The organism is Bradyrhizobium sp. UFLA05-112, assembly GCF_053572325.1.
Genome location: NZ_JBANBK010000095.1, coordinates 1 through 22,701, shown reverse-complemented (window position 1 = coordinate 22,701; position 22,701 = coordinate 1). Strand labels below are relative to the sequence as shown.

The window sequence follows — 22,701 nt, the reverse complement described above, 5'->3', positions numbered from 1 at the left end:
CGTTGTCGCAAGGCGACACACTTGTCGCAAGGCGACACACTGCAGAAACAAAGTGGGGCGTAGGATGGGCACGGCAAGGGCTCCGCGGTCGTTGCGTTCGAACGCGGTACGGAAATCATTCGACGACAATCTCGAAGTCGCATCTGGCAAGACCGTCTCGGCGGTCGCAAGCCTGATCGCGGTCGCGTCGGTTTCGAGCGGCGCGCAGGCGCAGCAGTCGAACCTGCCGCCCGTGACCGTCGATGCGCCCGTCGAGCGTCCTCGCCCCGCTGCCTCAAAACCGTCGCCGGAGCAGGTCCGCGCGCGCACCGCGTTGCGGCGCGCGGCACAGCGTCAGCAGGCGGCGCAGGCACCAGTCGCTAACACACCCGCTCCCGCGGCGGACCGCAATCCGTATGCGGATCCGGCCGCACCCTACAAGGTCGATCACGTGCAGGCCGGGGGCAAATTCCCCGAGAAGCTGGTCGACACGCCGAAATCAGTAACGGTGCTTAGTAAGGAAGTGCTCGAGGACAAGAACGCCACCACGCTGAAGCAGGCCATCCTCAGCACTGCTGGCGTGACGCTGGGGACGGGCGAGGGTGGTAATGCCTTCGGCGATCGCTTCTTCATCCGCGGCTTCGACGCTCGCAATGACGTCTTCATCGATGGCGTGCGAGATTCCGGCGTCAGCGTGCGCGAAAACTTCTTCACGGAGCAGGTCGAAATCCTGCGCGGCCCAGGCTCGTCCTTCGCGGGTCGCGGCACCACGGGCGGCGCGATCAACATCGTGACCAAGCAGGCGACGACGGAGAAGAGCTTCTACAACATGGACACCACGTTTGGCACCGACCAGACCAAGCGTGTGGTGCTTGATGTCAACCAGGTGATCAGCCCGACCCTCGCGGTTCGCGCAGGCGGCCTGTTTCAGGATGCGGGCGTCGCCGGCCGCGACTACGTGAAGGACAATCGCGATGGCGCGTTTGTTGCCACGACCTGGAAGCCGGTGGATGCGGTCAAAATCACCGCCGGCTATATTCATACCGAACTGACCGGTCTCCCGGATTTCGGCGTGCCCTACTACCGGCCGAGCACGGCCAGCACTGCCGGCGGCCCTTTTCCGGATTTCGGCTCGAACCGCAACAACTGGTATGGCTTCGTCAATCGAGACTTCTATCGGGTTGGCCAGGACATCGGGACGCTCAATGCCGAAGTGCAGGTCACGCCCGATCTGTTGATCACCAACAAATTCCGGGATTCGCATTCCACCCAGAACTACATCGGAACGCTGCCTGAAGCGCCGGTCATCGCAACCCCGCTATCGGCCTCGACCCTCAGCGCCAATCCGCAGAGCCGCTACCAGGCCACGGACGTGATCGCCAATCAGACCGAGGCGACCTACAAGTTCAACGACGGCGCCGGCTTCAGGCACACTGCCCTTGCTGGCTTCGAATATGATCACGAGACGTCGTCGATCGACAAATATGTTGGCCTGAGCTCCGAAGCCCTTCCTGGAGGATTCACCGGGGCTGGGTCGTTGACCGGCGTGAGCGTTTTCAATCCGCAGTTCACGAACCTCCCCTTTGGAATACCAGGAGGTCTTTCAGGATTGCCAACGAACATCAAGATCGACACCAAGTCGGTCTACCTGCTGGATTCGGCGAACTACAATGATTTGCTGATCCTCAACGGTGGCGTCCGCTATGACGACTACAACATCAAGGTGAACGGTTACGGGACAGTCAACGGCGTCGCCAATGTCTTCGGTCAGCAACAGCAGGACTACGGGATGCCGAACTTCAACCTCGGCCTTACCCTGAAGCCATTGCCGAATGGAAGCGTCTATGCAGCTTACGCGACCTCATCTAATCCGGTGGGCGCGGAATTCGACGGGACGAGCGTCCAGTACGGCGGCCTCGCGCCGGTGCTCAACGGGGGCGTTCCTCAGATCTTCGGTCCGGAAAAGAACAAAGCCATCGAGCTCGGTACCAAGTGGGAGCTGTTCGATAGACACCTGTTGCTGACGGCTGCACTTTTCCAGACCGAGAAGGAGAATGCGCGCGAGTCCCGCAACGTCACCGCCGCTACTGCGACCGCAACCTGTCCCTATCCTGCCGGTACGACCGGGACCGTCTCCTGCATCACTGCCGGAGCAGCCTATCGCATCCGCGGCATCGACCTTGGCGTGGGTGGTAAGATCACCGACAAATGGAGCATTTTCGGCGGCCTTGTATTGATGCAGTCGGAGGTAACCAAGTCGCTGATCCCGCCGGCCAACACGACACTGTATACGACGAACGTCGGCTTGCCGCTCTCCAACGTCGCGCATCAGTCCTTCAGCATGCTCACCAAGTACCAGCTCACCGACATCTGGGAGCTGGGTGGCCAGGCCGTCTATCGCTCGAAGATCTATGGTGGCACGTTCCTCGCGGCCAACCAGGGTACATCGATCCCCAGCTACTGGCGTTTTGACGCGTTCGCGGAAGCCAAGATCAACAAGAACTGGCAGGTCAAGCTGTTCGTCAACAACATCTTCGACAAGCGCTACTACGACGCGCTGTACCAGAGCGCTGCGCCGTTCGTGCTGGAGGCACCAGGACGCGCCGCCTATCTGGTGCTATCGGCCCGTTACTGAGGAGACGACACGAGGTGCCATGCTGACATGCATAGAAGGCGTCCTGAGCAAGGATGATGTGGCGGATTTCCGCCGCATCATGGACGCCAGCGATTGGGAAGACGGGCGTTCCACCGCGGGTGCGCAGTCGGCGATGGTCAAGCGCAACGAGCAATTGCCGCCGGACAGCGAGGTCGCACGCAGGCTCGGCAACCGCGTCATCTCGGCGCTGACGGCGAACCCGCGCTTCCTGGCGGCTGCGATCCCGCTCCAGATCTTCCCGCCGCTGTTCAACCGCTATGCGGCGAGCAGTGGACACCATTTTGGTCTGCACGTCGACAATGCGATCCGCGGCGATCGCCTGACCGGCCTTCGCATCCGCACCGACCTGTCGGTCACGCTGTTCCTCTCCGAGCCGGAGGAATACGACGGTGGCGAACTCGTGATCGAGGACACCTACGGTTCGCACGAAGTTAAGTTGCCGGCCGGCGACTGCGTGCTGTATCCCTCGACCAGCCTGCATCTGGTCACGCCGGTGACGCGGGGCGCGCGGGTGGCGTCTTTTTTCTGGCTGCAGAGCATGGTACGGGATGATCGAGCCCGCAGCCTGATCTTTGACCTCGATACTGCCGTTCAGGCGCTGGCGCAGCGGCTTGGGCGCGACGACCCCGAAACGGTCAAATTGACGGGTATCTATCACAACCTCATTCGCTACTGGGCCGAAGTATGAAGATGACACCCTTCCGAGCAAGCTTTGCCGCAACCGTGATGATCGCGGTGATCGCGCTCGCAGTGCCTGTTTCGGCACAGCAACAGACGGCAACGCCGCCGGCCGCATCGCAGCCGGTCGGCGCTCCGGCGGCGCCATCAGCAGCCGCGCCTGCGGCGACGGTTGCCCCCGCGGGTGCCGCGTCCGATGCGGCGTCGGCCGATGCCGGCCGTGTGCTGAAATCGACCGCGCCTGTGATGAAGGAGCTGTCGCCCTGGGTGATGTTCATGTCGGCGGACATCATCGTGAAGGCGGTGATGATCGGGCTTGCCTTCGCGTCTCTCGTCACCTGGACCATCTTCATCGCGAAATCGATCGAGCTGACGCTGGCACAGGGCAGGCTGCGTTCGGCCCTGAAGAAGGTCGCCGACGCTCGCTCGCTGGCAGAGGCGCAGTTCGCGCTCGGTGCCAAGGAAGGCATCTTGCCGTCATTCCTTGCGGCCGCGCTGCGCGAGGCGCGGGCGTCAGCAGGAATCTCCAGCGACGCCGGCATCAAGGAACGCGCCGCCTCGAGCTTCGCCGAGATCGCCCGCGCGGAGTCGCGACGGATTCGGATCGGCATGGGCGTGCTTGCGACCATCGGCGCCACGTCGCCCTTCGTCGGCCTGTTCGGCACCGTCTGGGGCATCATGAACAGCTTCATCGGCATCTCGAAGTCGCAGACGACGAACCTTGCAGTCGTCGCGCCGGGCATCGCCGAAGCGCTGCTTGCGACTGCGATCGGCCTCGTCGCGGCGATCCCCGCCGTCATCATCTACAATCATTTCGCGCGCATGACGAAGGGCTATCTCGAGCTCGTCAGCCGCGCCTCGGGTGCGGCGGCGCGGCTGCTCTCGCGCGACCTCGACCGTAGCCATGGCAGCGTTCATTCGCGCGCAGCGGCGGAGTAGGCGATGGGAGCTTCGATCGCAGACAACGATCTCGACGATGATGCGGACTTTTCCGAGACGCATGAGATCAACGTCACGCCATTCATCGACGTCATGCTGGTGCTGCTGATCATCTTCATGGTCGCCGCGCCGCTGTCGACGGTTGACCTGCCTGTCGATTTGCCGACCTCCACCGCCACACCGCAGAAGAAGCCGGACAAGCCGACCTATGTCAGCATCAGGTCCGATTTGACGCTTGCGATCGGGGAGAACCCGGTCACGCGTGCCAACCTGGCCGCCTCGCTCGACGGCTTGTCGGACATGAGCAAGGACAAGTACGTCTTCCTGCGCGCCGATCGCACAGTGCCATATGGCGAACTGATGGGCGTGATGGAGCTGTTGCGTTCGGGTGGATACTCCAAGGTGAAGCTGGTGACGCTGGAAGGTGTCCCGGCTTCTCCGACATCTTCCGCGGCAGACCCTGCGAAGCCCTAGAGGCTCTTGTCATGTCCGATCTCGAGATCGAACCGAGACCATCCAGGCGGCTGTGGGTTTTGGCCGCAGTGGCGGCGCTCGCGCTGCATCTGGGAGGCGCGGCGCTGGCGCTCGCGCATTTGCAGACGGATGGTGGAGACGACGGTCTGGGTGTGGCCGGTGCGGAATTCGCCGTCGAAATGGCCTCGCCGGATGCTCCCGAGTCCGAGCTTCCACCCGGACCTGACAGCGAGGCCATGCAGGAACAGCGGGCGATACCCGAACAAAAGGCTGAGGTGAAGGAAACGGAGCTTCCCAAGGACCAGCACCAGGACGTCGACGATGCCGACCGGGTCGTCGCCGACAACAACGCGAAAAAGCCGGACGAGGAGAGTCAAAAGGTCGCGGCCGTCGAGACCCCGGCTGTCGAGGCATCGCCGCTGTCGGTCGCATCGGCGCGGCAGAAGCTCGATGACGCTGCGCGCGAGGCTGAGAAGGCCATGGCACCGGTGCTCGGCATCGGGAAGGACATCCTGAAGCTGACTGCCGACTGGAACCGCAAGATCAGTGCCCATTTCAAGCTGCACCAGGTCTACCCTGAGGGCAAGGAGCCGAAGTCGCAGAAGGTCAAGGTGACTCTCGTCCTCAACCGCAAAGGCAACGTGCTTTCGGTCGACGTGGTGGAGTCCTCTGGCGACGCAGCCTTCGATGCGGCGGCGGTCTCGATGATCCGTCGCTCGGATCCCGTGCCGCAACCGCCGGCCGGACTGACGGATGAAAAGTTCGAGCGGACGCTCGACGTGACCTTCCCGCCGCGAGAGACGAAGAAGAAGTCGGCTCAGCGCCAGTAGTAGCGGATCGCGACGTAGACCACGACCAGGCAGGCGAAGATCAGCGCCACCGGAAGCGGCCGCTTCTCGGTTCCGCCGAACGCGGTCACCCCGAACGTGCCGGCTTTCTTCGGCTTGGGCGACGGGCGGCGGAAGGCGGTAACATTGTCCTTCACGGGCTCGCTGGCCCGGGGACGAACATCGGGCGGCGTACCGGCGCCGCCCATTTCGGCATAGTAGGCCTTGTAGACCGAGGCGATGGTCGCCTCGGTGGCGTCGTCCTCGCTCGTCTGCTCCAAGAGCTTCTTATAGCTCGCCAGGAACTCCTGGGCCTCTGGAGGCAGCGCGGACAACCCGTTGAGCTTGGCCATCATCTTCCAGGTGGCGAAATCGGCGCGGGCGCGGGTGTCGGCTCGGCGCGCGATCAGCATGTCGGCAGCTTTGACCAAGTTGGCCTCGGGCCCTTCGGGTTCTCTGGGTTCGTCCTGGTTCAACTACGCGTTGCCGGTCAGGAAGAGAACGGCCTTAATCACATATCCGGTCAACGTTCGCAGTATTGCCGAGATAACATCAAGATTTAGACCGAACTGCGAACCCGCAAGGGGGAGCAGGATCAGGATGGCGATCAGGATCAGCATCCCGAACGGCTCGAGCCGGGCCAGCGGCAGGGCGAGGGGCCGAGGCAACAGGCCGACCGCGACCCGCCCGCCGTCGAGCGGCGGTATCGGCATCATGTTGAAGACGGCCAGCACCGCGTTGATCAGAAGCGAATTCCTCAGGTTGTCGAATATCCATTGCGCCGAGCTTGCCGGCGCAAGAGGCAGGGCGTGGAGTGCCAGGGCCGCCAGCAGAGCCAGCAGGATGTTGGTCGCGGGGCCGGCCAGCGCCACCCAGACCATGTCGAGCTTCGGGTTGTTGAGCTTGCGGAAGTTCACCGGCACCGGCTTGGCATAGCCGAACAGGAACGGCGAATGCGCAAACAGCAGCATCGCCGGCAGGATCAGGGTGCCGAACGGATCGATATGCCGGAGCGGGTTGAAGCTGACCCGGCCGAGCTGCCAGGCGGTATCGTCGCCGAGACGGTGCGCCACGAAGCCGTGCGCGGCCTCGTGGAAGGTGATGGCGATCAGCAGCGGCAGCACCCAGACGGAGAGGTCGTAGAGGGAGACGTTCAAGCGGTTGCCCCGGTTCGTGCCCGATATGGCCGAACTATCACGATTCATCGTCCCGGCGAAGACGGGCGCCGTTCGGCCCCATCAGGACGGGATGGTGGTCGGATATTGCGGCAGGCCGTCGCCGAACGTCAGCCAGTTGAGCTTTTCCCGTACCCAGATGTGCTCGGTGGGCACGAAGGCGTTACGGTCGTCGAAAGTCGCCAGCGCAACGCCCGCCGCCGAGCCGTCACGCCGCCACGAGAAGAGTCGCGTGCCGCATTGCTTGCAGAAGACGCGATCGATGCGCTCCGATATTGGAAAACGGCCGGTCTCGCCTTCGACGGTCAGCGCAGCCTGCGGAAAGAGCGCGCGGGCGAAGAAGGGCGAGCCCATGGCCTTTTGGCAGTTGCGGCAATGGCAGACGCGGACGTTGAGCGGATCGCCCTCCGCCTTGAACCGCACCGCACCACAGAGGCATCCGCCTTCCCTGATCATGACGCCCTCAATAGGTGGCGCGGCCGCCGGAGATATCGAACACCGCGCCGGTCGAAAACCCGCAGTCTTCCGATGCAAGCCAGGCCACCATCGCAGCGAGCTCCTCCACCAGGACGAAGCGGCCCTTCGGGATCTTCGACAGCATGAAATCGATGTGCTGCTGCGTCAGCTGGTCGAAGATGGCGGTCTTCGCGGCCGCCGGCGTCACGGCGTTCACCAGGATGTCGTGCGCGGCAAGCTCCTTGCCGAGCGACTTCGTCAGCGCGATCAGGCCGGCCTTGGAGGCCGAGTAGTGCGCCGCGTTCGGATTGCCCTCCTTGCCGGCGATCGAGGCGATGTTCACGATGCGCCCATATTTCTGCTTGAGCATCGTCGGCACGATCGCCTTGCAGCAGATGAAGGGGCCGTCGAGGTTGATGCGCAGCACCTTGCGCCATTCCTCGAGATCGGTCTCCCAGACCGTCTTGTTGATGCCGGCGATGCCGGCATTGTTGACGAGGATGTCGATCCTGCCGAAGGCGGCGAGGGTCGCATCGCGGGCCTGGTCGACCGCGGCCGCGTCGGCGACGTCGACCTTGAAGACGCGAACGTCGCCGCCGATTTCCTTGGCGGTCTTCTCGGCCAGGGCCGCGTCAAAATCCCAGATCGCGACCTTGGCGCCGGATGCGACGAAACGCTCGGTGATGGCGCGGCCAAAACCCTGCGCTCCGCCCGTGACGATCGCGCAGCGGCCGTTGAGGTCGATCTTGTTCATGCAAGAATTCCTTCCTCTCGTGACGAGGATCAATCAGAGCATGAAGCCGCCGTCGACGACGAGGTCGACGCCGGTGGTGAACGCGCTTTCGTCGCTGCCAAGATAGACTGCCATGGCCGCGATTTCCTCAGCGGTGCCGAGCCGGCCCATCTTCTGGCGGGCGATGAACATCTCCTTGCCCTGTGGGCCAACGGCGGCGGCGCGGTCGAGCATCGAGGGCGTCTCGACGGTGCCGGGGCAAATGCTGTTGCAGCGGATTCCTTGCGTGATGAAGTCGAGCGCAACCGCGCGCGTCAGCAACGACACCGCCGCCTTGGACGCGCTGTAGACATAACGATTGGCCGGCGGCCTCAGCGCCGCGCAAGACGAGATGTTGACGATGCTGCCGCCGCCGCCCGCAAGCATCGCCGGCAGAAACGCCTTGATCGTCCGGTGCATGGATTTGACGTTGAGGTCGAACGAGAAATCCCAGTCCTCTTCCGAACAGTCCAAAATCGTCCCGTTATGCACGAAACCTGCCGCATTGAGCAGGATGTCGATTTTGCCGATGCGCTTGGCGAAGGCGTTGACGTCGGCGGTGTTGCGAACGTCGAGCTTTGCCGTCTCGGCGACGCCGTCCTTGCTTAAGGTGGCGATGCCGCCTTCATTGATGTCGGTGGCGATGACGGTTGCGCCTTCACGCGCGAATGCTGTTGCACATGCGCGCCCGATGCCTGCCGCTGCGGCGGTGACAACAGCGCGCTTCCCCTTGAGGCGGTCTGCCATTTTGTTTTTCTCCTCACCTTCAACTTGTCTATCGGCTCGTCATTGCGAGGGAGCTCGTGACAAGATTGCGTAGCAATTTTGCACTGTAGCGACGAAGCAATCCGGTCTGCCGCCCTGAGGATTCTGGATTGCTTCGCTGCGCTCGCAATGACGGAGGCTAGTGGTTATCCCGCGCCACGCCGAACGTGCCGGCGACGTTCTGGTAGCGCGTGGCGAGCTCCATGCAGGCGCCGGTCGACTGCTGGCCGACGGTGTTGCGATAGATCTCCTGCCACGGCGTCTGGTTCGGCGGATGCTTGAAGCCGCCATTGGCCTTCAGCTCGGCATGGCGCTTCTTAACTTCCTCATCCGAAATCAGGATGTTGGCGCTCCCCTTGTTGAGGTCGATGCGCACCTTGTCGCCGGTCCTCAGGATCGCGAGGCCGCCGTCTGCGGCCGCTTCCGGCGAAGCGTTGAGGATCGAGGGCGATCCCGACGTGCCGGACTGCCGGCCATCGCCGATGCAGGGCAGGGAATGGATGCCGCGTTTGATCAGCGCCGCCGGCGGCTGCATGTTCACGACTTCCGCGCCGCCGGGATAGCCGATCGGTCCGGTGCCGCGGATGAACAACACGCAGCGCTCGTCGATGTCGAGCGAGGGATCGTCGATCCGCTCGTGATAGTCCTCCGGTCCCTCGAACACGATGGCGCGTCCCTCGAACGCGTTCAGGTCCTTCGGGTTGCTGAGGTAGCGATCACGGAACTCCTTGGAGATCACAGAGGTCTTCATGATCGCGGAATCGAAAAGATTGCCGCGCAGCACCAGGAAGCCGGCGTCCTTCACCATGGGCTTGTCGTAGGCCCAGATCACGTCCTGATCGGGCTTCGGTGCATTGGCGCAGTTCTCGCCGATGCCGCGGCCGTTGACGGTGAGCGCGTCCTCGTGGATGCGCTTGTGCTTCATCAGCTCGCGCACCACGGTGGGCACGCCGCCGGAGCGATGGAATTCTTCGCCGAGATAGAAGCCGGCCGGCTGCAGGTTCACCAGCAGCGGCACGTCGTGGCCGTACTTCTGCCAGTCGTCGATCGAGAGTTCGACGCCGATGTGGCGGGCGAGTGCGTTGATGTGGATCGGCGCATTGGTCGAGCCGCCGATCGCCGAATTCACCACGATGCAGTTCTCGAACGCCTTGCGGGTCAGGAAGTCGGAGGGTTTCAGATCCTCCCAGACCATCTCGACGATGCGCTTGCCCGTCTCGTAGGCGATCTGGCCGCGCTCGCGATAGGGCGCCGGGATCGCCGCGCAGCCCGGCAGCGAGAAGCCGAGTGCCTCAGCGAGCGAATTCATCGTCGAGGCCGTGCCCATGGTGTTGCAATGGCCGACCGAGGGCGCGGACGAGGCGACGATCTCCATGAACTCTTCGTAGTCGATCTCGCCGGCGGCAAGACGTTCGCGCGACTTCCAGACGATGGTGCCCGAGCCGGTGCGCTCGCCGTCATGCCAGCCGTTCAGCATCGGGCCGCCCGACAGCACGATCGCCGGCAGGTTGACGGTCGCCGCCGCCATCATGCAGGCAGGCGTCGTCTTGTCGCAGCCGGTAGTCAGAACCACGCCGTCGAGGGGATAGCCATACAGCACCTCGACGAGGCCGAGATAGGCGAGGTTGCGGTCGAGCGCCGCGGTCGGCCGCTTGCCGGTTTCCTGGATCGGATGGGTCGGAAACTCCAGCGCGATGCCGCCGGCCATGCGAATGCCTTCGCGGACGCGGTGCGCGAGCTCGATGTGGTGGCGGTTGCAGGGGGAGAGGTCGTTGCCGGTCTGGGCGATGCCGATGATCGGCTTGCCGGACTGAAGTTCCTCGCGGGTGAGGCCGAAATTCAGATAGCGCTCCATATAGAGCGCGGTCATGCCGGGATTATGCGGGTTGTCGAACCATTCCTGGGAGCGAAGGCGCCGGCGGCTGCCATTGGTTGCGGGTGCATGCCCGTTGGTTGGTTTTTTTGTCATTGATATCTCCTAGAATGCGAACGCACAGGCGTCGGTCTGTCGTGTCGGCTTGTGCGATGCCCGACAGCGCAAGGCTGCATTCCGCAGCTCGCCTGGCGGTCGTTTCCTCACAAGTGCGATACTAGCCATGGGTCCTTGGTAACGCTATCATTTTGTTCGACCCGCCACCATTCCCGAAAGTGCGGGCTGGCTGGCGGCGCGCTGCGCCAGCGAGCTTTGCCGCTCGATCACCTTGAAACCGAGATCGAGCACCGGCTGTTCCGGGCGGCGGCCTTCGATGGCTTCGATCAGCATCGTTGCGGCAGCCCGGCCCATCTCGTAGCGGTTGGTCCGCACACTGGTGAGGGTTGGGACCGCGCTCGCCATGAATTCAAGGTCGTTGAAGCCGATGATGGCGATCTGATCAGGGACAGTGATCTCCCGGCGCCGGCATTCGAAGAGCACGCCGAGTGCGATGTCGTCATTGGCGCAGAACACCGCATCGATGTTCGGCTCCCGCGCGAGCAGGTCGGCAAACAGCGTTCCCCCCAGCGTCACCGAGGTCGGCGTCGCCGTCGTGACGACGAGGCGCTGGTCGAACAGCCCGGCGTCCTTCGTCGCCGAGACATAGCCGTCAAGCCGCCGCTGCACCCGCGGATCCATCCGCGCCCCGACGAAGCCGACCCGGCGGCAACCTTGCGCAAACAGGTGCGCGACCGCCGCGCGTGCCGCATCATAGTGCGAAAAGCCGATCATCATGTCGACGGGGGCGGGCCCGAGCTCCATGATCTGCACGATCGGGCAATCGGCCGCCTCCAGCATCGCACGCGATTCGGCTGTCTGGTCGATGCCGGTGACGATCAGCCCGGCCGGTTTCTGCGCCAGGAACAGGCGGAGCAGCTTCTCCTCCTGAAGGATGCTGTAGCGCGTGTTGGAGAGCTGGATCGAGTAGCGGCTGCCTTCGGACGCGTCGTAGATGCCGCGCAGCACGTCGGAGAACACGTTGTTGGTGAGGGAGGGGATCAGAACGGCAATCACCTCCGTGCGCTGCGAGGCCAGTGCACGTGCCGCGAGATTGGGCACATAGCCAAGCTCACGTGCGGCGCTCTCGACTCGCGCCCGCTTGGCAACCGACAGCGCCTCCGGATTCCTGAAAAAGCGGGACGCGGTGATCGGGCTCACTCCGGCGAGCTCGGCGACCTCCGCCAGCCGGATCTTGCCCGATTTGGTGCGTTTTCGTCCCATTTGTTGCTCATAGCACAGCCCTTCCTGCAAACAAAGGAACGTTGACAGCGCTACCAGCTCCGACTAACCAAAGACAAATTGCCAAAATGGCGCAAACTGCGGACAATGCTGCCTGTACAATGGGGCCTCGTTGGGTGGGGCCTCAGAAGAAAAGGCGGTAGCGGTGCTCGATGGGCGCTGCGGACCAGTGAGGAGGGAGCTAGATGTCGTCTGTGCACATCCGCGACGTGCGGAAATCGTTCGGCAATTTTGAAGTCCTGCACGGCGTGACGATTCCGATCGAGGACGGTCAATTCGTCGTTCTGGTTGGCCCCTCCGGTTGCGGCAAGTCGACGCTGCTGCGCATGCTCGCAGGGCTCGAGAACATCACCTCAGGCACGATCTCGATCGGTGAGCGCGTCGTCAACAATGTCCAGCCCAAGGAGCGGGACATTGCGATGGTGTTCCAGAACTACGCGCTCTATCCGCACATGACCGTCGCCGACAACATGGGCTTCTCGCTCAAGCTGCGCAGCGCAGGCTCTGACGAGATCAACAAGCGCGTCAAGCGCGCCGCCGAGATCCTCGCGCTCACGCCGCTGCTCGATCGCTATCCCCGCCAGCTCTCCGGCGGCCAGCGCCAGCGCGTCGCCATGGGCCGCGCCATCGTGCGCGATCCGCAGGTGTTCCTGTTCGACGAGCCCTTGTCGAACCTCGATGCCAAGCTGCGCGTCGCGATGCGCACCGAGATCAAGGAGCTGCACCAGCGGCTCAAGACCACGACCGTCTACGTCACCCACGACCAGATCGAGGCCATGACCATGGCCGACAAGATCGTCGTCATGCATGACGGCATCGTCGAGCAGATGGGTACGCCGCTCGAGCTCTACGACAAGCCCGAAAATCAGTTCGTCGCGGGCTTCATCGGCTCGCCGGCGATGAACTTCCTCAAGGGCCATGTGCGCTCGAACGGGGTGGCGACCTTCGAGGGACCGAACGGCGTCAAGTTGCCGCTCAAGACCGCGCCGACCGCGTCCGACGGACAGCCCGCGGTCTATGGCGTGCGGCCCGAGCATTTCACGATCGCCGACGACGGGGCGGAAGCCGAGATCGTCGTCGTCGAGCCGACGGGCTCGGAGACGCAGGTGTTCGCAAAGCTCGGCGGCGAGCAGGTTGTCGCCGTGTTCCGCGAGCGGCACCAGTTCAATCCTGGTGACAAGGTCCGGCTGAAGCCGGATCCGTCGCTGGTTCATCTGTTCGACGAGGGGACAGGAAAACGGCTGAACGCGTGAGACAGACTTCAACAAACTAAAAAAAGTTTCATTGGGAGGACGACATGCAAGACTTTACCCGCCGGGCATTGCTTCAAGGCGGAACGGCACTGGCTGCAACCGGCGCACTGACGGGACCTGCACTGTTCGAATTCGCGAAAGCCTGGGCGGCGGACTCGCCGTGGAAGGCCGAGCCGGGCGCCAAGCTGACCGTGATGCGCTGGAAGCGCTTCGTGCCGGCGGAAGACGATGCATTCAACGCGATGGTCGCGGCGTTCAAGGCGGCGACCGGCACCGAAATGAACGTGTTCAGCGAGTCCTTTGAGGACGTGCAGCCGAAGGCATCCGTTGCGGCCAATACCGGCTCGGGTCTCGATCTAGCCTGGGGCCTCCACACGCTGCCCCAACTCTTCCCGACCAAAGTGCTGAAGATGAACGACGTCGCCGATTACCTCGGCAAGAAGTATGGTGGCTGGACGGATGCGGCGGCCAAGACCTGCAAGCTTGGCGACGACTGGCTGGGCATTCCGGTGGCGACCAACGGCGGGTACATGACCTACCGCAAGTCGGCGACCGACAAGGCGGGCTTCAAGGAGTTTCCGAAGGACTTCCCCGGCTTCCTCGAGATGTGCAAGGCGCTCAAGGCGAACAACACGCCCGCGGGCTACGCGCTCGGGCATGCCAGCGGTGACGCCAATGGTTGGTTGCACTGGGTGCTGTGGGGACACGGCGCCTACACCGTCGACCAGAACGACAAGATCGTCATCAATTCGCCCGAGACCATGAAGGCACTGGAGTATTGCAAGGCGCTCTCCGAGACCTTCATCCCCGGGACCCCATCCTGGAACGACTCCTCCAACAACAAGGCGTACCTGGCCGGCGAGCTTTATTGTACCCTCAACGGCATTTCGATCTATGTCGCGGCCAAGACCGACCCCACCAAGAAGGAACTCGCCGAAGACACCTATCACGCGCTGCACCCCGTCGGGCCCATCGGCAAGCCGACCGAATTGCAGCTCGCTCTGCCGATCCTCGCCTTCAACTTCACCAAATACCCGAACGCGGCGAAGGCGTTCATTGCCTTCATGCTGGAGAAGGAAAACTACGAGAAGTGGCTGGATGGGGCGCAGGGTTACCTGACGCAGACTCTGAATGCGTATGAAAACGCGCCGGTCTGGACGGCCGATCCAAAGAACGCCGTGTTCGCGCAGGCATCCAAGCGAACCTTGCCGGCGTCCGGCATCGGTACGGTGGGCGAGAAGGCGGCAACCGCAATCGCCGACTTCATCGTCGTTGACATGTTTGCCAACTACTGCACCGGCACGAAGGACGCAAAGGGTGCGATTGCGGAAGCCGAACGGCAATTGAAGCGCATCTATCGCTGATGATCTCGACGCGGGCGGCTGTCTGGCCGCCCGCTCTTCGCACTCTGATCAGGGATATCGGGCATGGCTGATGTCGTAGTTGCTTCCCAAGCCAAGCCTCAGTTTCGCGAGGCCAGCGCCTGGGACCTGCTCAAGCACAATCGCAATTGGCTCGGCTTCTGGTTCATGGTGCCGGCCATGGCCTTCCTGATCTTCTTCCTGGCCTATCCGCTGGGGCTCGGCATCTGGCTGTCCTTCACCGACACCCGCATCGGCCGAGTCGGGCAATTCATCGGTATCGAGAATTATCAGTGGCTGTGGGACGACTCGATCTTCTGGCTGTCGGTGACCAACACGCTGCTGTACACGTTCGTGGCCAGCGCCTTCAAATTCGCGATCGGGCTCTATCTCGCGCTTCTCCTGAATGAGAATATGCCGTTCAAGGCGATGCTGCGGGCACTCGTCCTGATCCCGTTCATCGTGCCGACCGTGCTCTCGGCGCTCGCGTTCTGGTGGATCTTCGATTCCCAGTTCTCGATCATTTCGTGGTCGCTGAAGAATCTCGGGCTGATCAGCCAGAACATCAATTTCCTCGGCGATACGACCTGGGCGCGGATCTGCGTGATCTTTGCAAACATCTGGCGCGGCGTGCCGTTCGTGGCGATCACGCTGCTCGCCGGCCTGCAGACGGTGTCGCCCTCGCTCTACGAAGCCGCAACGCTGGACGGCGCAACGCGCTGGCAGAATTTCCGATACATTACCTATCCGCTGCTGACGCCGATCATCGCGGTCGTGATGACCTTCTCGGTGCTGTTCACCTTCACCGACTTCCAGTTGATCTGGGCGATGACCCGCGGCGGCCCGGTCAATGCCACCCATCTGATGGCGACGCTGTCGTATCAGCGCGCGATCATCGCTGGGCAGCTCGGCGAGGGCGCGGCGATCTCCAGTGCGATGATTCCATTCTTGCTTGCCGCAATCATGATCTCCTGGTTCGGCCTGCAGCGTAGGAAGTGGCAACAGGGAGAGAGCAATGACTGATCTTCCTGCATCGAAAGTCGATCTCAAGACGGTGCTGTCAACGCCGGCGCGCGCCGATCACAGCGAAGGCATGAGCTATCTCCAGTCGGTGCCGCGGCGGATCGTGACGCTGTATCTGCCGCTCACGATCATCGTCGTGGTCCTGCTGTTTCCGTTCTACTGGATGGCGCTGACCTCGGTGAAGCCGGACGAGCAGTTGCTCGATCTCGACAAGTACAACCCGTTCTGGACCTGGAATCCAACCTTCAAGCACTTCCACAAGCTGCTGTTCGAGAGCTACTACCCACACTGGCTCTGGAACACGATGTACGTGGCGGTCTGCGCCACCGTGCTCTCGATCATCGCATCGGTGCTGGCGGCCTATGCCATCGTGCGCTTGCGCTACAAGGGCGCCAATCTCGTCGGCGGCCTGATCTTCCTCGCCTACCTGGTGCCGCCGTCGATCCTGTTCATCCCACTGGCCACCGTCGTGTTCCAGTACGGCCTGTTCGACTCGCCGTTGGCGTTGATCCTGACCTATCCGACCATCCTGATCCCGTTCTCGACCTGGCTGTTGATGGGCTATTTCAAGACCATCCCGTTCGAGCTCGAGGAATGCGCGCTGATCGATGGGGCGAGCCGCTGGCAGATTCTGATCAAGATCGTGCTGCCGCTGGCAATTCCCGGCCTGATCTCGGCCTTCATCTTCTGCTTCACGCTGTGCTGGAACGAGTTCATCTACGCGCTGACCTTCCTGCAATCGACCAGCAACAAGACGGTGCCGGTCGCGATCGTCAACGAGTTCGTGGACGGCGACATCTACCGCTGGGGGTCGTTGATGGCGGGGGCGCTCGCAGGGTCGCTGCCGCTGGTTATCCTTTACGCCTTCTTCGTGGAGCATTATGTGTCGGCGATGACCGGCGCGGTGAAGGAATGATTGCGGGCCCGCCGTAGGAACGCGTCCGAACGGGCGCGTTGAAGATCAATAAGAAGGAGTAGGCTCTTGCACATTCTGGTTCTCGGCGCCGCCGGCATGGTCGGCCGCAAATTGTGCGAACGGCTGCTACGCGACGGCCGGCTCGGCAAAAGCGACATCACCAAGCTGACCATGCATGACGTGGTCGAGCCGAAGAAGCCCGAGAAGGCCGGCTTTGCTGTCGAGACGGTGTCCGGCGATTTTGCCGTTCCCGGAGCCGCCGAGAAGCTGGTCGCGGGGCGCCCCGACGTGATCTTCCATCTGGCCGCCATCGTCTCCGGCGAGGCCGAACTCGATTTCGACAAGGGCTATCGCATCAACCTCGACGGCACGCGGATGCTGCTCGACGCCATCCGCCTCGCAGGCGGCGGCTACAAGCCGCGGGTGGTCTTCACCTCCTCGATCGCGGTATTCGGCGCGCCGTTCCCGGATGCGATCGGCGACGAGTTCTTCCACACGCCGCTGCTCAGCTACGGCACCCAGAAGGCGATCGGCGAGCTGCTGCTCGCCGACTATTCCCGCCGCGGCTTCCTCGATGGCATCGGCATCCGTCTGCCGACCATCTGCATCCGCCCCGGCCTGCCCAACAAAGCGGCATCCGGCTTCTTCTCCAACATCCTGCGCGAGCCGCTGGCCGGCAAGGAAGCGATCCTGCCGGTTTCCGAGGACGTCCGCCACTGGCACGCGACGCCACGCTCCGCGGTCGGCTTCTTGCTCCATGCCGGCACAATGGACCTCGCTGCGGTCGGCCCGCGCCGCAATCTCACCATGCCCGGCCTGTCGGCGACCGTCGGCGAGCAGATTGCGGCCTTGAAGCGGGTCGCGGGCGAGAAGGTCGCCGCGCGCATCAAGCGGGAGCCGGATCCCTTCATCGTGGGCATCGTCGGCGGCTGGCCGCGCAATTTCGACGCGCGTCGCTCGCGCGAGCTCGGCTTCACGACCGCCGAGAAGAGCTTCGATGATATCATCCGCATTCACATCGAAGACGAGCTCGGCGGCAATTTCGTCGCCTGACGCAACCGGTGAACAGTGTGGGTCGAGTAATGGCGAGCGTTGCTTGCATCGGTGAATGCATGGTCGAGCTCCGGCAGGCCCAGGGAGGCGGACAGTCCGGCGGCCAGGGGCAGGGCGGCGGACTCTACGCGCGCGGCTTCGGCGGCGACACCCTCAACACCGCCGTCTATCTCGCGCGGCTCGAGGTCAAGGTCGACTATCTCACCGCGCTCGGCGATGACGCGCTGAGTGACGAGATGGTGACGGCCTGGGCTGCCGAGGGCGTCGGCACCAGGCGCGTCATGCGTCTGTCCGGCAAGCTGCCCGGTCTCTACATGATCCAGCTTGATGCCAAGGGCGAGCGGCAGTTCTTTCACTGGCGCGACAGCGCGGCCGCGCGCCGGCTGATGGATCTGCCGGAGACGGACGAGCTCCTCAACTCGCTGATGAGCTATGACATCGTCTATCTCTCCGCGATCACGCTCTCGATCTACGATCAGGCCGGGCGCGAGCGTCTGTTCGCGGCGATCAAGCGCGCGCGCCTGCTCGGCACCCGCTTCGTATTCGATACCAATTTTCGCGCCCGCGCCTGGCCCGATCGCGACGTCGCCCGCGCGGTGTTTGCCGCCGCATTCGAGGCCGCCGACATCGTGCTCACCTCGACGGAGGACCTGCTCGCGCTGTATCCCGGCGAGAGCCATGCCGAGCTGATGGCGCGCATCCCCACTCCCGAGCTGGTGTTCCGTCTCGCCGAACCCGTCAGCCTGCTGCGCTTTCCGGGCGGCACAAGCGAGGTGCGTGCCGAGCCGCTGACCAAGCCGGTGATCGACACCACCGCGGCCGGCGACAGCTTTGCTGCGGCTTACATTGCCGCAAGGCTCGCAGGTTCCGATCCGGTCGAGGCCGCGCAGGCCGGCCATCGCCTCGCGAGCCTCGTGATCTGCTATCCCGGTGCCATCATTCCGGCCTATGCCATGCCGCCGAAGAAGCGGCCCCGGCCGACGACCTCACGCCAAGCGACAAAGTGAAAATCGAAACGCAATGACCACGACTGCCAAACAGGAAAAGCTCGCCGCGCTGTTCAAGGCCGCGACCGTCATCCCCGTCCTCACCATCGAGCGTGTCGAGGATGCCGTGCCCCTGGCGCGCGCTCTCGTTGCGGGTGGCGTCAAGACGCTGGAGGTGACGCTGCGCACCTCCGTGGCGATCGAGGCCGCGAAAGCGATGATATCGGAGGTGCCGGAGGCGATCGTCGGCATTGGCACCATCCTCAACCCGGCCGACCTCGCGCGAGCCGAGAAACTCGGCGTCAAGTTCGGCATCAGCCCGGGCGGCACGCCCGATCTTTTGAAGGCTGCCGCCGACAGCGCGTTGCCCTTTGCGCCGGGAATAGCGACCGCGTCCGAGCTGATGCAGGCCCTGGCGTTCGGCTTCGATCTCGCAAAATTCTTCCCCGCGGAGCAGGCCGGCGGCATCAAGGGCCTGCGTGCGCTGGGCGGTCCGTTCCCCAATGCGCGCTTTTGCCCCACCGGCGGCGTTGGCGAGGCCAATGCGGCGACCTGGCTCGCCGAGCCCAACGTGCTTGCGGTCGGCGGTTCCTGGCTATGCCCGGCGGCGGAGATCAGGGCCGGGAACTGGGCCGGCATAACTGCCATCTGCCAGCGAACCCTCAAAGGCCTCAAAGCCGCGTGAAGTCTTGATGAACTCTTGGGCCCGATGGGCTAAGAATCGGGCAAGGGAAGACAAGAGAAGATCTGAGGAGAGTGACCATGACCGCCAGCATCGTCGGATGGGCACATACGCCGTTCGGTAAGTTCGACACCGAGACCGTCGAAAGCCTCGTCACGCGCGTCGCCAATGAGGCGATTGCGGATGCCGGCATCTCGGCTAGCGACGTCGATGAGATCGTGCTCGGTCATTTCAACGCCGGCTTCTCGCCGCAGGATTTTACCGCCTCGCTGGTGCTCCAGGCTGATCCGCACCTGCGCTTCAAGCCGGCGACCCGCGTCGAGAACGCCTGCGCCACCGGTTCGGCCGCCGTGCATCAGGGCCTGCGCGCGATCGCGGCCGGTGCTGCCAGGATCGTGCTGGTCGTCGGCGTCGAGCAGATGACGCGCACGCCGGGTCCGGAGATCGGCAAGAATCTGCTCAAAGCCTCTTACCTGCCGGAAGACGGCGACACCGTCGGCGGCTTCGCCGGCGTGTTCGGCAAGATCGCCAGCTCGTATTTCCAGAAGTACGGCGACCAGTCGGATGCGCTGGCGCTGATCGCGGCCAAGAACCACAAGAACGGCGTCGCCAACCCCTTCGCCCAGATGCGCAAGGATTTTGGCTTCGAGTTCTGCCGCGCCGAGAGCGAGAAGAACCCTTGCGTCGCCGGCCCGCTGAAGCGCACCGACTGCTCGCTGGTCTCCGACGGCGCCGCGGCGCTGGTGCTGGCTGATGCCGAGACCGCCAAGGGCATGGGCAAGTCGATCGGCTTCCGCGCCACCGCGCACGCCCAGGACTTCCTGCCGATGAGCAAGCGCGACATTCTCCAGTTCGAAGGCTGCACTGTTGCCTGGCAGCGCGCGCTGGAGAAGGCGCGCGTGTCGCTCGCCGACCTCTCCTTCGTCGAGACCCACGACTGCTTCACGGTCGCCGAGCTGATCGAATATGAAGCAATGGGCCTGACGCCGAAGGGGCAGGGCGCCCGCGCCATCAAGGAGGGCTGGACGCTGAAGGACGGCAAGCTGCCGGTCAATCCGTCCGGCGGGCTGAAGGCGAAGGGCCACCCGATCGGCGCCACCGGCGTCTCCATGCATGTGATGACCGCGATGCAGCTTGCCGGGCAAGCGCCCGAGGGCATGCAGATCAAGAACGCCAGGCTCGGCGGCATCTTCAACATGGGCGGCGCTGCCGTTGCCAACTACGTTTCCGTCCTGGAGCCGTTGAAGTAACCCGCAAGGGTGGGCAAAGGCGCGAATGCGCCGCACCCACCCTTCCTTGCGCTATGTCAAGGTAGCCACGTTTCGCTTCGCTCACCCTCCTGCTCTTGATTGATTTCCGGGGAATGCATCATGAGCAATGACAGCTCGCTATCACTAGACGAACTCAACGATCGTATCGCGATCCTCGAGGGCAATATCAGGCAACTCATCGAGCAGGCCGCCGCCGCATCCGGCGAGCAGAGCGAGGCGCGTATCGCCGATCGCATCAACCAGCAGAACGACGAGCTCGACCGGCTGCTCAAGATCCGCGAAGCCCGCCAGAAGAAATAAGCGCCGCGCCGCGCTCGCACGCGGCGCATGCGGCCATACGCCGGCCGCACTTGCTCGGGTCCCGCCGCTGCCGTTAGCTGGACCGAAATCGCGGGCCACATCTTGGCCCCCGCGCAATCGGGAGTGAACGATGGGGCCGCTAAAGGGCATCAAGGTCATCGACATGACGACCGTGCTGATGGGGCCGTATGCGACCCAGATGCTCGGTGACTACGGTGCCGACATCATCAAGGTGGAGTCGCTCGAAGGCGACGTCACTCGCCTGATCGGCCCGATGCGTCATGCCGGCATGGGCCCGGTGTTTCTCAACACCAATCGCAGCAAGCGCTCGATCTGCCTCGACCTGAAGAAGCCCGCGGGCCGCGACGCCGTGCTGCGGCTCATCAAGGATGCCGACGTTCTCGTCTACAACGTCCGTCCGCAGGCCATGGCGCGCCTTCAGCTCGGCTATGACGTGGTCTCCGCGATCAACCCGCGCCTCGTCTATGCCGGCGTGTTCGGCTTCGGCCAGGACGGGCCCTATGCCGCAAAGCCCGCTTATGACGATCTGATCCAGGGTGCCACCGCGCTGCCCGCGTTGATGGCACAGACCGGCGACGGCGTGCCGCGCTACGTGCCGAACGCGCTGGTCGATCGCATCGTGGGCCTCACCGCGGTCGGCGCGATCTGCGCCAGCCTCGTGCACCGCGACCGCACCGGGCGCGGCCAGCGCGTCGACGTCCCGATGTTCGAGACCATGGCCGGCTTCGTCATGGGCGATCACATGGGGGGACTCACGTTCGAGCCGCCGCTCGACAAGGGTGGCTACGCACGTCATCTGTCGCGCGACCGCAGGCCTTACAAGACCGCGGACGGCTACCTCAGCGTGATCGTCTACAACGACAAGCAGTGGCAGAATTTTTTCGAGGCGACCGGCCGCGACGATCTGCGCGCCGACAAGAGGTTTGCGACCTTTGCCGGCCGCGCCGCGAATATCGATTTCGTCTATGCCGAGCTCGCGCGCATCTTCGAGACACGCACGACCGCCGAATGGATCGAGCTTTTGACCAAGGCCGACGTGCCGGTCATGCCGATGCACGATTTGCAAACGATCCTGCATGACCCGCATCTGGAGGCGACCGGCTTCTTCCCGGTGGTCACCCATCCGACCGAGGGGCCCATCCGCAGCATGAAGGTCACCGCGACCTGGTCGGACACCGACGCCGAACCGTCACGGTTCGCACCGCGCCTCAACGAGCACGGTGCTGAGATCTTGAGGGAGATCGGCTATTCCGCGGATGAGATCGCGGCCCTGATACGCGACGGCGTGACCCGCTCGCCGCCGGAGTAGGGAGAGAGCGCCATGAGCTTCGTCACCGGCGTCGGGCTTACGCCTTACGGCAAGCACGAAGGCTCATCCTCGCTCGACCTGATGAGCCGCGCGGCCCAGCTTGCACTCGACGATGCCGGGCTGGTACGACCTGAGATCGACGGCGTCCTCTGCGGCTATTCGACGGTGTCGCCGCACATCATGCTGGCAACCGTCTTCGCCGAGCATTTCGGCATCCGTCCGAGCTACGCCCACGCCGTGCAGGTCGGCGGCGCGACCGGGCTCGCGATGACCATGCTCGCCCATCACCTGGTCGAGGCCGGCGTGGTTCGGCATGTGCTCGTTGTCGCCGGGGAGAACCGTCTGACCGGACAGAGCCGCGATGCCTCGATCCGGGCCTTGGCGCAGGTCGGTCATCCCGATTACGAGGTGCCGCTCGGCCCGACCATCCCCGCCTATTACGGCCTCGTCGCGTCCCGTTATATGCACGAGTACGGTGTGACCGAGGAGGATCTTGCGGAGTTCGCCGTGCTGATGCGCGCGCACGCCTGCACCCATCCCGGCGCGCAATTCCATGAGCCGGTCACGGTTGCCGACGTGATGGCATCCAAGCCC

Annotated in this window: 23 protein-coding genes; 16 read left to right on the top strand and 7 right to left on the bottom strand. The window is 63.7% G+C overall.

Features of this window, described 5'->3' with window-relative positions; all coding sequences use genetic code 11:
• The first annotated feature begins 64 nt into the window (after positions 1-64).
• From SO180_RS35870 to SO180_RS35850, 5 genes are read left to right on the top strand one after another with little or no spacing between them, the layout of a single operon-like run.
• Positions 65-2,614, top strand: coding sequence for a TonB-dependent receptor (locus tag SO180_RS35870; RefSeq protein ID WP_449383538.1), 2,550 nt, complete (start codon positions 65-67; stop codon positions 2,612-2,614).
• 19 nt (positions 2,615-2,633) lie between these two features.
• Positions 2,634-3,323, top strand: coding sequence for a Fe2+-dependent dioxygenase (locus SO180_RS35865; protein ID WP_449383537.1), 690 nt, complete (start codon positions 2,634-2,636; stop codon positions 3,321-3,323).
• The gene (gene exbB / locus SO180_RS35860) at positions 3,320-4,252 is read left to right on the top strand and encodes a tonB-system energizer ExbB (RefSeq protein ID WP_449383536.1); all 933 of its coding nucleotides are present in this window, start codon (positions 3,320-3,322) and stop codon (positions 4,250-4,252) included. The genes SO180_RS35865 and exbB overlap by 4 nt, the downstream gene beginning before the upstream one ends.
• Positions 4,253-4,255: 3 nt before the next feature.
• On the top strand, positions 4,256-4,726 hold the full coding sequence (exbD, locus tag SO180_RS35855) for a TonB system transport protein ExbD (protein ID WP_449383535.1): 471 nt from the start codon (positions 4,256-4,258) through the stop codon (positions 4,724-4,726).
• A gap of 11 nt (positions 4,727-4,737) precedes the next feature.
• A complete protein-coding gene (locus tag SO180_RS35850; RefSeq protein ID WP_449383534.1) occupies positions 4,738-5,556 on the top strand; it encodes a TonB family protein in 819 nt (272 codons plus the stop codon).
• Here SO180_RS35850 and SO180_RS35845 read toward each other — a convergent pair.
• The 7 genes from SO180_RS35845 to gntR form a co-directional block, all read right to left on the bottom strand.
• The gene (locus tag SO180_RS35845) at positions 5,544-5,966 is read right to left on the bottom strand and encodes a hypothetical protein (RefSeq protein WP_449383543.1); all 423 of its coding nucleotides are present in this window, start codon (positions 5,964-5,966) and stop codon (positions 5,544-5,546) included. The genes SO180_RS35850 and SO180_RS35845 overlap by 13 nt on opposite strands.
• Before the next feature lie 63 nt (positions 5,967-6,029).
• Positions 6,030-6,710 (bottom strand): site-2 protease family protein, encoded by a 681-nt coding sequence (locus tag SO180_RS35840; RefSeq protein WP_449383533.1) that lies wholly within the window; start codon positions 6,708-6,710, stop codon positions 6,030-6,032.
• An 81-nt stretch (positions 6,711-6,791) separates the two neighbouring features.
• On the bottom strand, positions 6,792-7,184 hold the full coding sequence (locus SO180_RS35835) for a GFA family protein (RefSeq protein WP_449383532.1): 393 nt from the start codon (positions 7,182-7,184) through the stop codon (positions 6,792-6,794).
• Positions 7,185-7,191: 7 nt separating this feature from the next.
• Positions 7,192-7,938, bottom strand: a complete 747-nt coding sequence (locus SO180_RS35830) for an SDR family NAD(P)-dependent oxidoreductase (protein WP_449383531.1) — start codon at positions 7,936-7,938, stop codon at positions 7,192-7,194.
• Positions 7,939-7,971: 33 nt separating this feature from the next.
• Positions 7,972-8,703: an SDR family oxidoreductase gene (locus tag SO180_RS35825; RefSeq protein WP_449383530.1), complete on the bottom strand. Its 732-nt coding sequence runs from the start codon at positions 8,701-8,703 to the stop codon at positions 7,972-7,974.
• A 157-nt stretch (positions 8,704-8,860) separates the two neighbouring features.
• The gene (locus SO180_RS35820; RefSeq protein ID WP_449383529.1) at positions 8,861-10,690 is read right to left on the bottom strand and encodes an IlvD/Edd family dehydratase; all 1,830 of its coding nucleotides are present in this window, start codon (positions 10,688-10,690) and stop codon (positions 8,861-8,863) included.
• A gap of 147 nt (positions 10,691-10,837) precedes the next feature.
• Positions 10,838-11,914: an HTH-type transcriptional regulator GntR gene (gntR, locus tag SO180_RS35815; protein WP_449383528.1), complete on the bottom strand. Its 1,077-nt coding sequence runs from the start codon at positions 11,912-11,914 to the stop codon at positions 10,838-10,840.
• A 203-nt stretch (positions 11,915-12,117) separates the two neighbouring features.
• On the opposite strand from gntR, the gene SO180_RS35810 reads away from it, so the two are divergent.
• From SO180_RS35810 to SO180_RS35760, 11 genes are all read left to right on the top strand, one after another.
• A complete protein-coding gene (locus tag SO180_RS35810; RefSeq protein ID WP_027523756.1) occupies positions 12,118-13,185 on the top strand; it encodes an ABC transporter ATP-binding protein in 1,068 nt (355 codons plus the stop codon).
• A gap of 44 nt (positions 13,186-13,229) precedes the next feature.
• Complete coding sequence (locus SO180_RS35805) at positions 13,230-14,549, top strand: ABC transporter substrate-binding protein (protein ID WP_449383527.1); 1,320 nt, start codon at positions 13,230-13,232, stop codon at positions 14,547-14,549.
• Positions 14,550-14,612: 63 nt separating this feature from the next.
• Positions 14,613-15,569 carry a carbohydrate ABC transporter permease gene (locus tag SO180_RS35800; protein ID WP_449383526.1) on the top strand — a complete coding sequence of 319 codons (957 nt, stop codon included), beginning with the start codon at positions 14,613-14,615 and terminating at the stop codon, positions 15,567-15,569.
• The gene (locus tag SO180_RS35795; protein WP_449383525.1) at positions 15,562-16,485 is read left to right on the top strand and encodes a carbohydrate ABC transporter permease; all 924 of its coding nucleotides are present in this window, start codon (positions 15,562-15,564) and stop codon (positions 16,483-16,485) included. Before SO180_RS35800 ends, SO180_RS35795 begins: the two co-directional genes overlap by 8 nt.
• A gap of 66 nt (positions 16,486-16,551) precedes the next feature.
• Positions 16,552-17,538: a D-erythronate dehydrogenase gene (gene denD, locus SO180_RS35790; RefSeq protein ID WP_449383524.1), complete on the top strand. Its 987-nt coding sequence runs from the start codon at positions 16,552-16,554 to the stop codon at positions 17,536-17,538.
• 29 nt (positions 17,539-17,567) lie between these two features.
• Positions 17,568-18,545 carry a sugar kinase gene (locus tag SO180_RS35785; protein ID WP_449383523.1) on the top strand — a complete coding sequence of 326 codons (978 nt, stop codon included), beginning with the start codon at positions 17,568-17,570 and terminating at the stop codon, positions 18,543-18,545.
• Positions 18,546-18,558: 13 nt separating this feature from the next.
• On the top strand, positions 18,559-19,209 hold the full coding sequence (eda, locus tag SO180_RS35780; protein ID WP_449383522.1) for a bifunctional 4-hydroxy-2-oxoglutarate aldolase/2-dehydro-3-deoxy-phosphogluconate aldolase: 651 nt from the start codon (positions 18,559-18,561) through the stop codon (positions 19,207-19,209).
• A gap of 77 nt (positions 19,210-19,286) precedes the next feature.
• The gene (locus SO180_RS35775) at positions 19,287-20,456 is read left to right on the top strand and encodes an acetyl-CoA acetyltransferase (protein ID WP_449383521.1); all 1,170 of its coding nucleotides are present in this window, start codon (positions 19,287-19,289) and stop codon (positions 20,454-20,456) included.
• 120 nt (positions 20,457-20,576) lie between these two features.
• Positions 20,577-20,777 carry a hypothetical protein gene (locus SO180_RS35770; RefSeq protein ID WP_027523764.1) on the top strand — a complete coding sequence of 67 codons (201 nt, stop codon included), beginning with the start codon at positions 20,577-20,579 and terminating at the stop codon, positions 20,775-20,777.
• A 130-nt stretch (positions 20,778-20,907) separates the two neighbouring features.
• Positions 20,908-22,107 (top strand): CaiB/BaiF CoA transferase family protein, encoded by a 1,200-nt coding sequence (locus SO180_RS35765; RefSeq protein WP_449383520.1) that lies wholly within the window; start codon positions 20,908-20,910, stop codon positions 22,105-22,107.
• A gap of 12 nt (positions 22,108-22,119) precedes the next feature.
• Positions 22,120-22,701: thiolase family protein (locus tag SO180_RS35760; RefSeq protein WP_449383519.1), on the top strand; the 582-nt coding region annotated here is incomplete at its 3' end.

Coding starts and splice junctions, on each gene's coding strand:
- SO180_RS35845 (WP_449383543.1), bottom strand. CDS start 5,966: ATGCTGATCGCGCGCCGAGCCGACACCCGCGCCCGCGCCGATTTCGCC.
- SO180_RS35865 (WP_449383537.1), top strand. CDS start 2,634: ATGCTGACATGCATAGAAGGCGTCCTGAGCAAGGATGATGTGGCGGAT.
- SO180_RS35795 (WP_449383525.1), top strand. CDS start 15,562: ATGACTGATCTTCCTGCATCGAAAGTCGATCTCAAGACGGTGCTGTCA.
- SO180_RS35775 (WP_449383521.1), top strand. CDS start 19,287: ATGACCGCCAGCATCGTCGGATGGGCACATACGCCGTTCGGTAAGTTC.
- exbB (WP_449383536.1), top strand. CDS start 3,320: ATGAAGATGACACCCTTCCGAGCAAGCTTTGCCGCAACCGTGATGATC.
- SO180_RS35870 (WP_449383538.1), top strand. CDS start 65: ATGGGCACGGCAAGGGCTCCGCGGTCGTTGCGTTCGAACGCGGTACGG.
- SO180_RS35825 (WP_449383530.1), bottom strand. CDS start 8,703: ATGGCAGACCGCCTCAAGGGGAAGCGCGCTGTTGTCACCGCCGCAGCG.
- SO180_RS35810 (WP_027523756.1), top strand. CDS start 12,118: ATGTCGTCTGTGCACATCCGCGACGTGCGGAAATCGTTCGGCAATTTT.
- gntR (WP_449383528.1), bottom strand. CDS start 11,914: ATGGGACGAAAACGCACCAAATCGGGCAAGATCCGGCTGGCGGAGGTC.
- SO180_RS35830 (WP_449383531.1), bottom strand. CDS start 7,938: ATGAACAAGATCGACCTCAACGGCCGCTGCGCGATCGTCACGGGCGGA.
- eda (WP_449383522.1), top strand. CDS start 18,559: ATGACCACGACTGCCAAACAGGAAAAGCTCGCCGCGCTGTTCAAGGCC.
- exbD (WP_449383535.1), top strand. CDS start 4,256: ATGGGAGCTTCGATCGCAGACAACGATCTCGACGATGATGCGGACTTT.
- SO180_RS35820 (WP_449383529.1), bottom strand. CDS start 10,690: ATGACAAAAAAACCAACCAACGGGCATGCACCCGCAACCAATGGCAGC.
- SO180_RS35805 (WP_449383527.1), top strand. CDS start 13,230: ATGCAAGACTTTACCCGCCGGGCATTGCTTCAAGGCGGAACGGCACTG.
- SO180_RS35850 (WP_449383534.1), top strand. CDS start 4,738: ATGTCCGATCTCGAGATCGAACCGAGACCATCCAGGCGGCTGTGGGTT.
- SO180_RS35785 (WP_449383523.1), top strand. CDS start 17,568: ATGGCGAGCGTTGCTTGCATCGGTGAATGCATGGTCGAGCTCCGGCAG.
- SO180_RS35765 (WP_449383520.1), top strand. CDS start 20,908: ATGGGGCCGCTAAAGGGCATCAAGGTCATCGACATGACGACCGTGCTG.
- SO180_RS35770 (WP_027523764.1), top strand. CDS start 20,577: ATGAGCAATGACAGCTCGCTATCACTAGACGAACTCAACGATCGTATC.
- SO180_RS35835 (WP_449383532.1), bottom strand. CDS start 7,184: ATGATCAGGGAAGGCGGATGCCTCTGTGGTGCGGTGCGGTTCAAGGCG.
- SO180_RS35800 (WP_449383526.1), top strand. CDS start 14,613: ATGGCTGATGTCGTAGTTGCTTCCCAAGCCAAGCCTCAGTTTCGCGAG.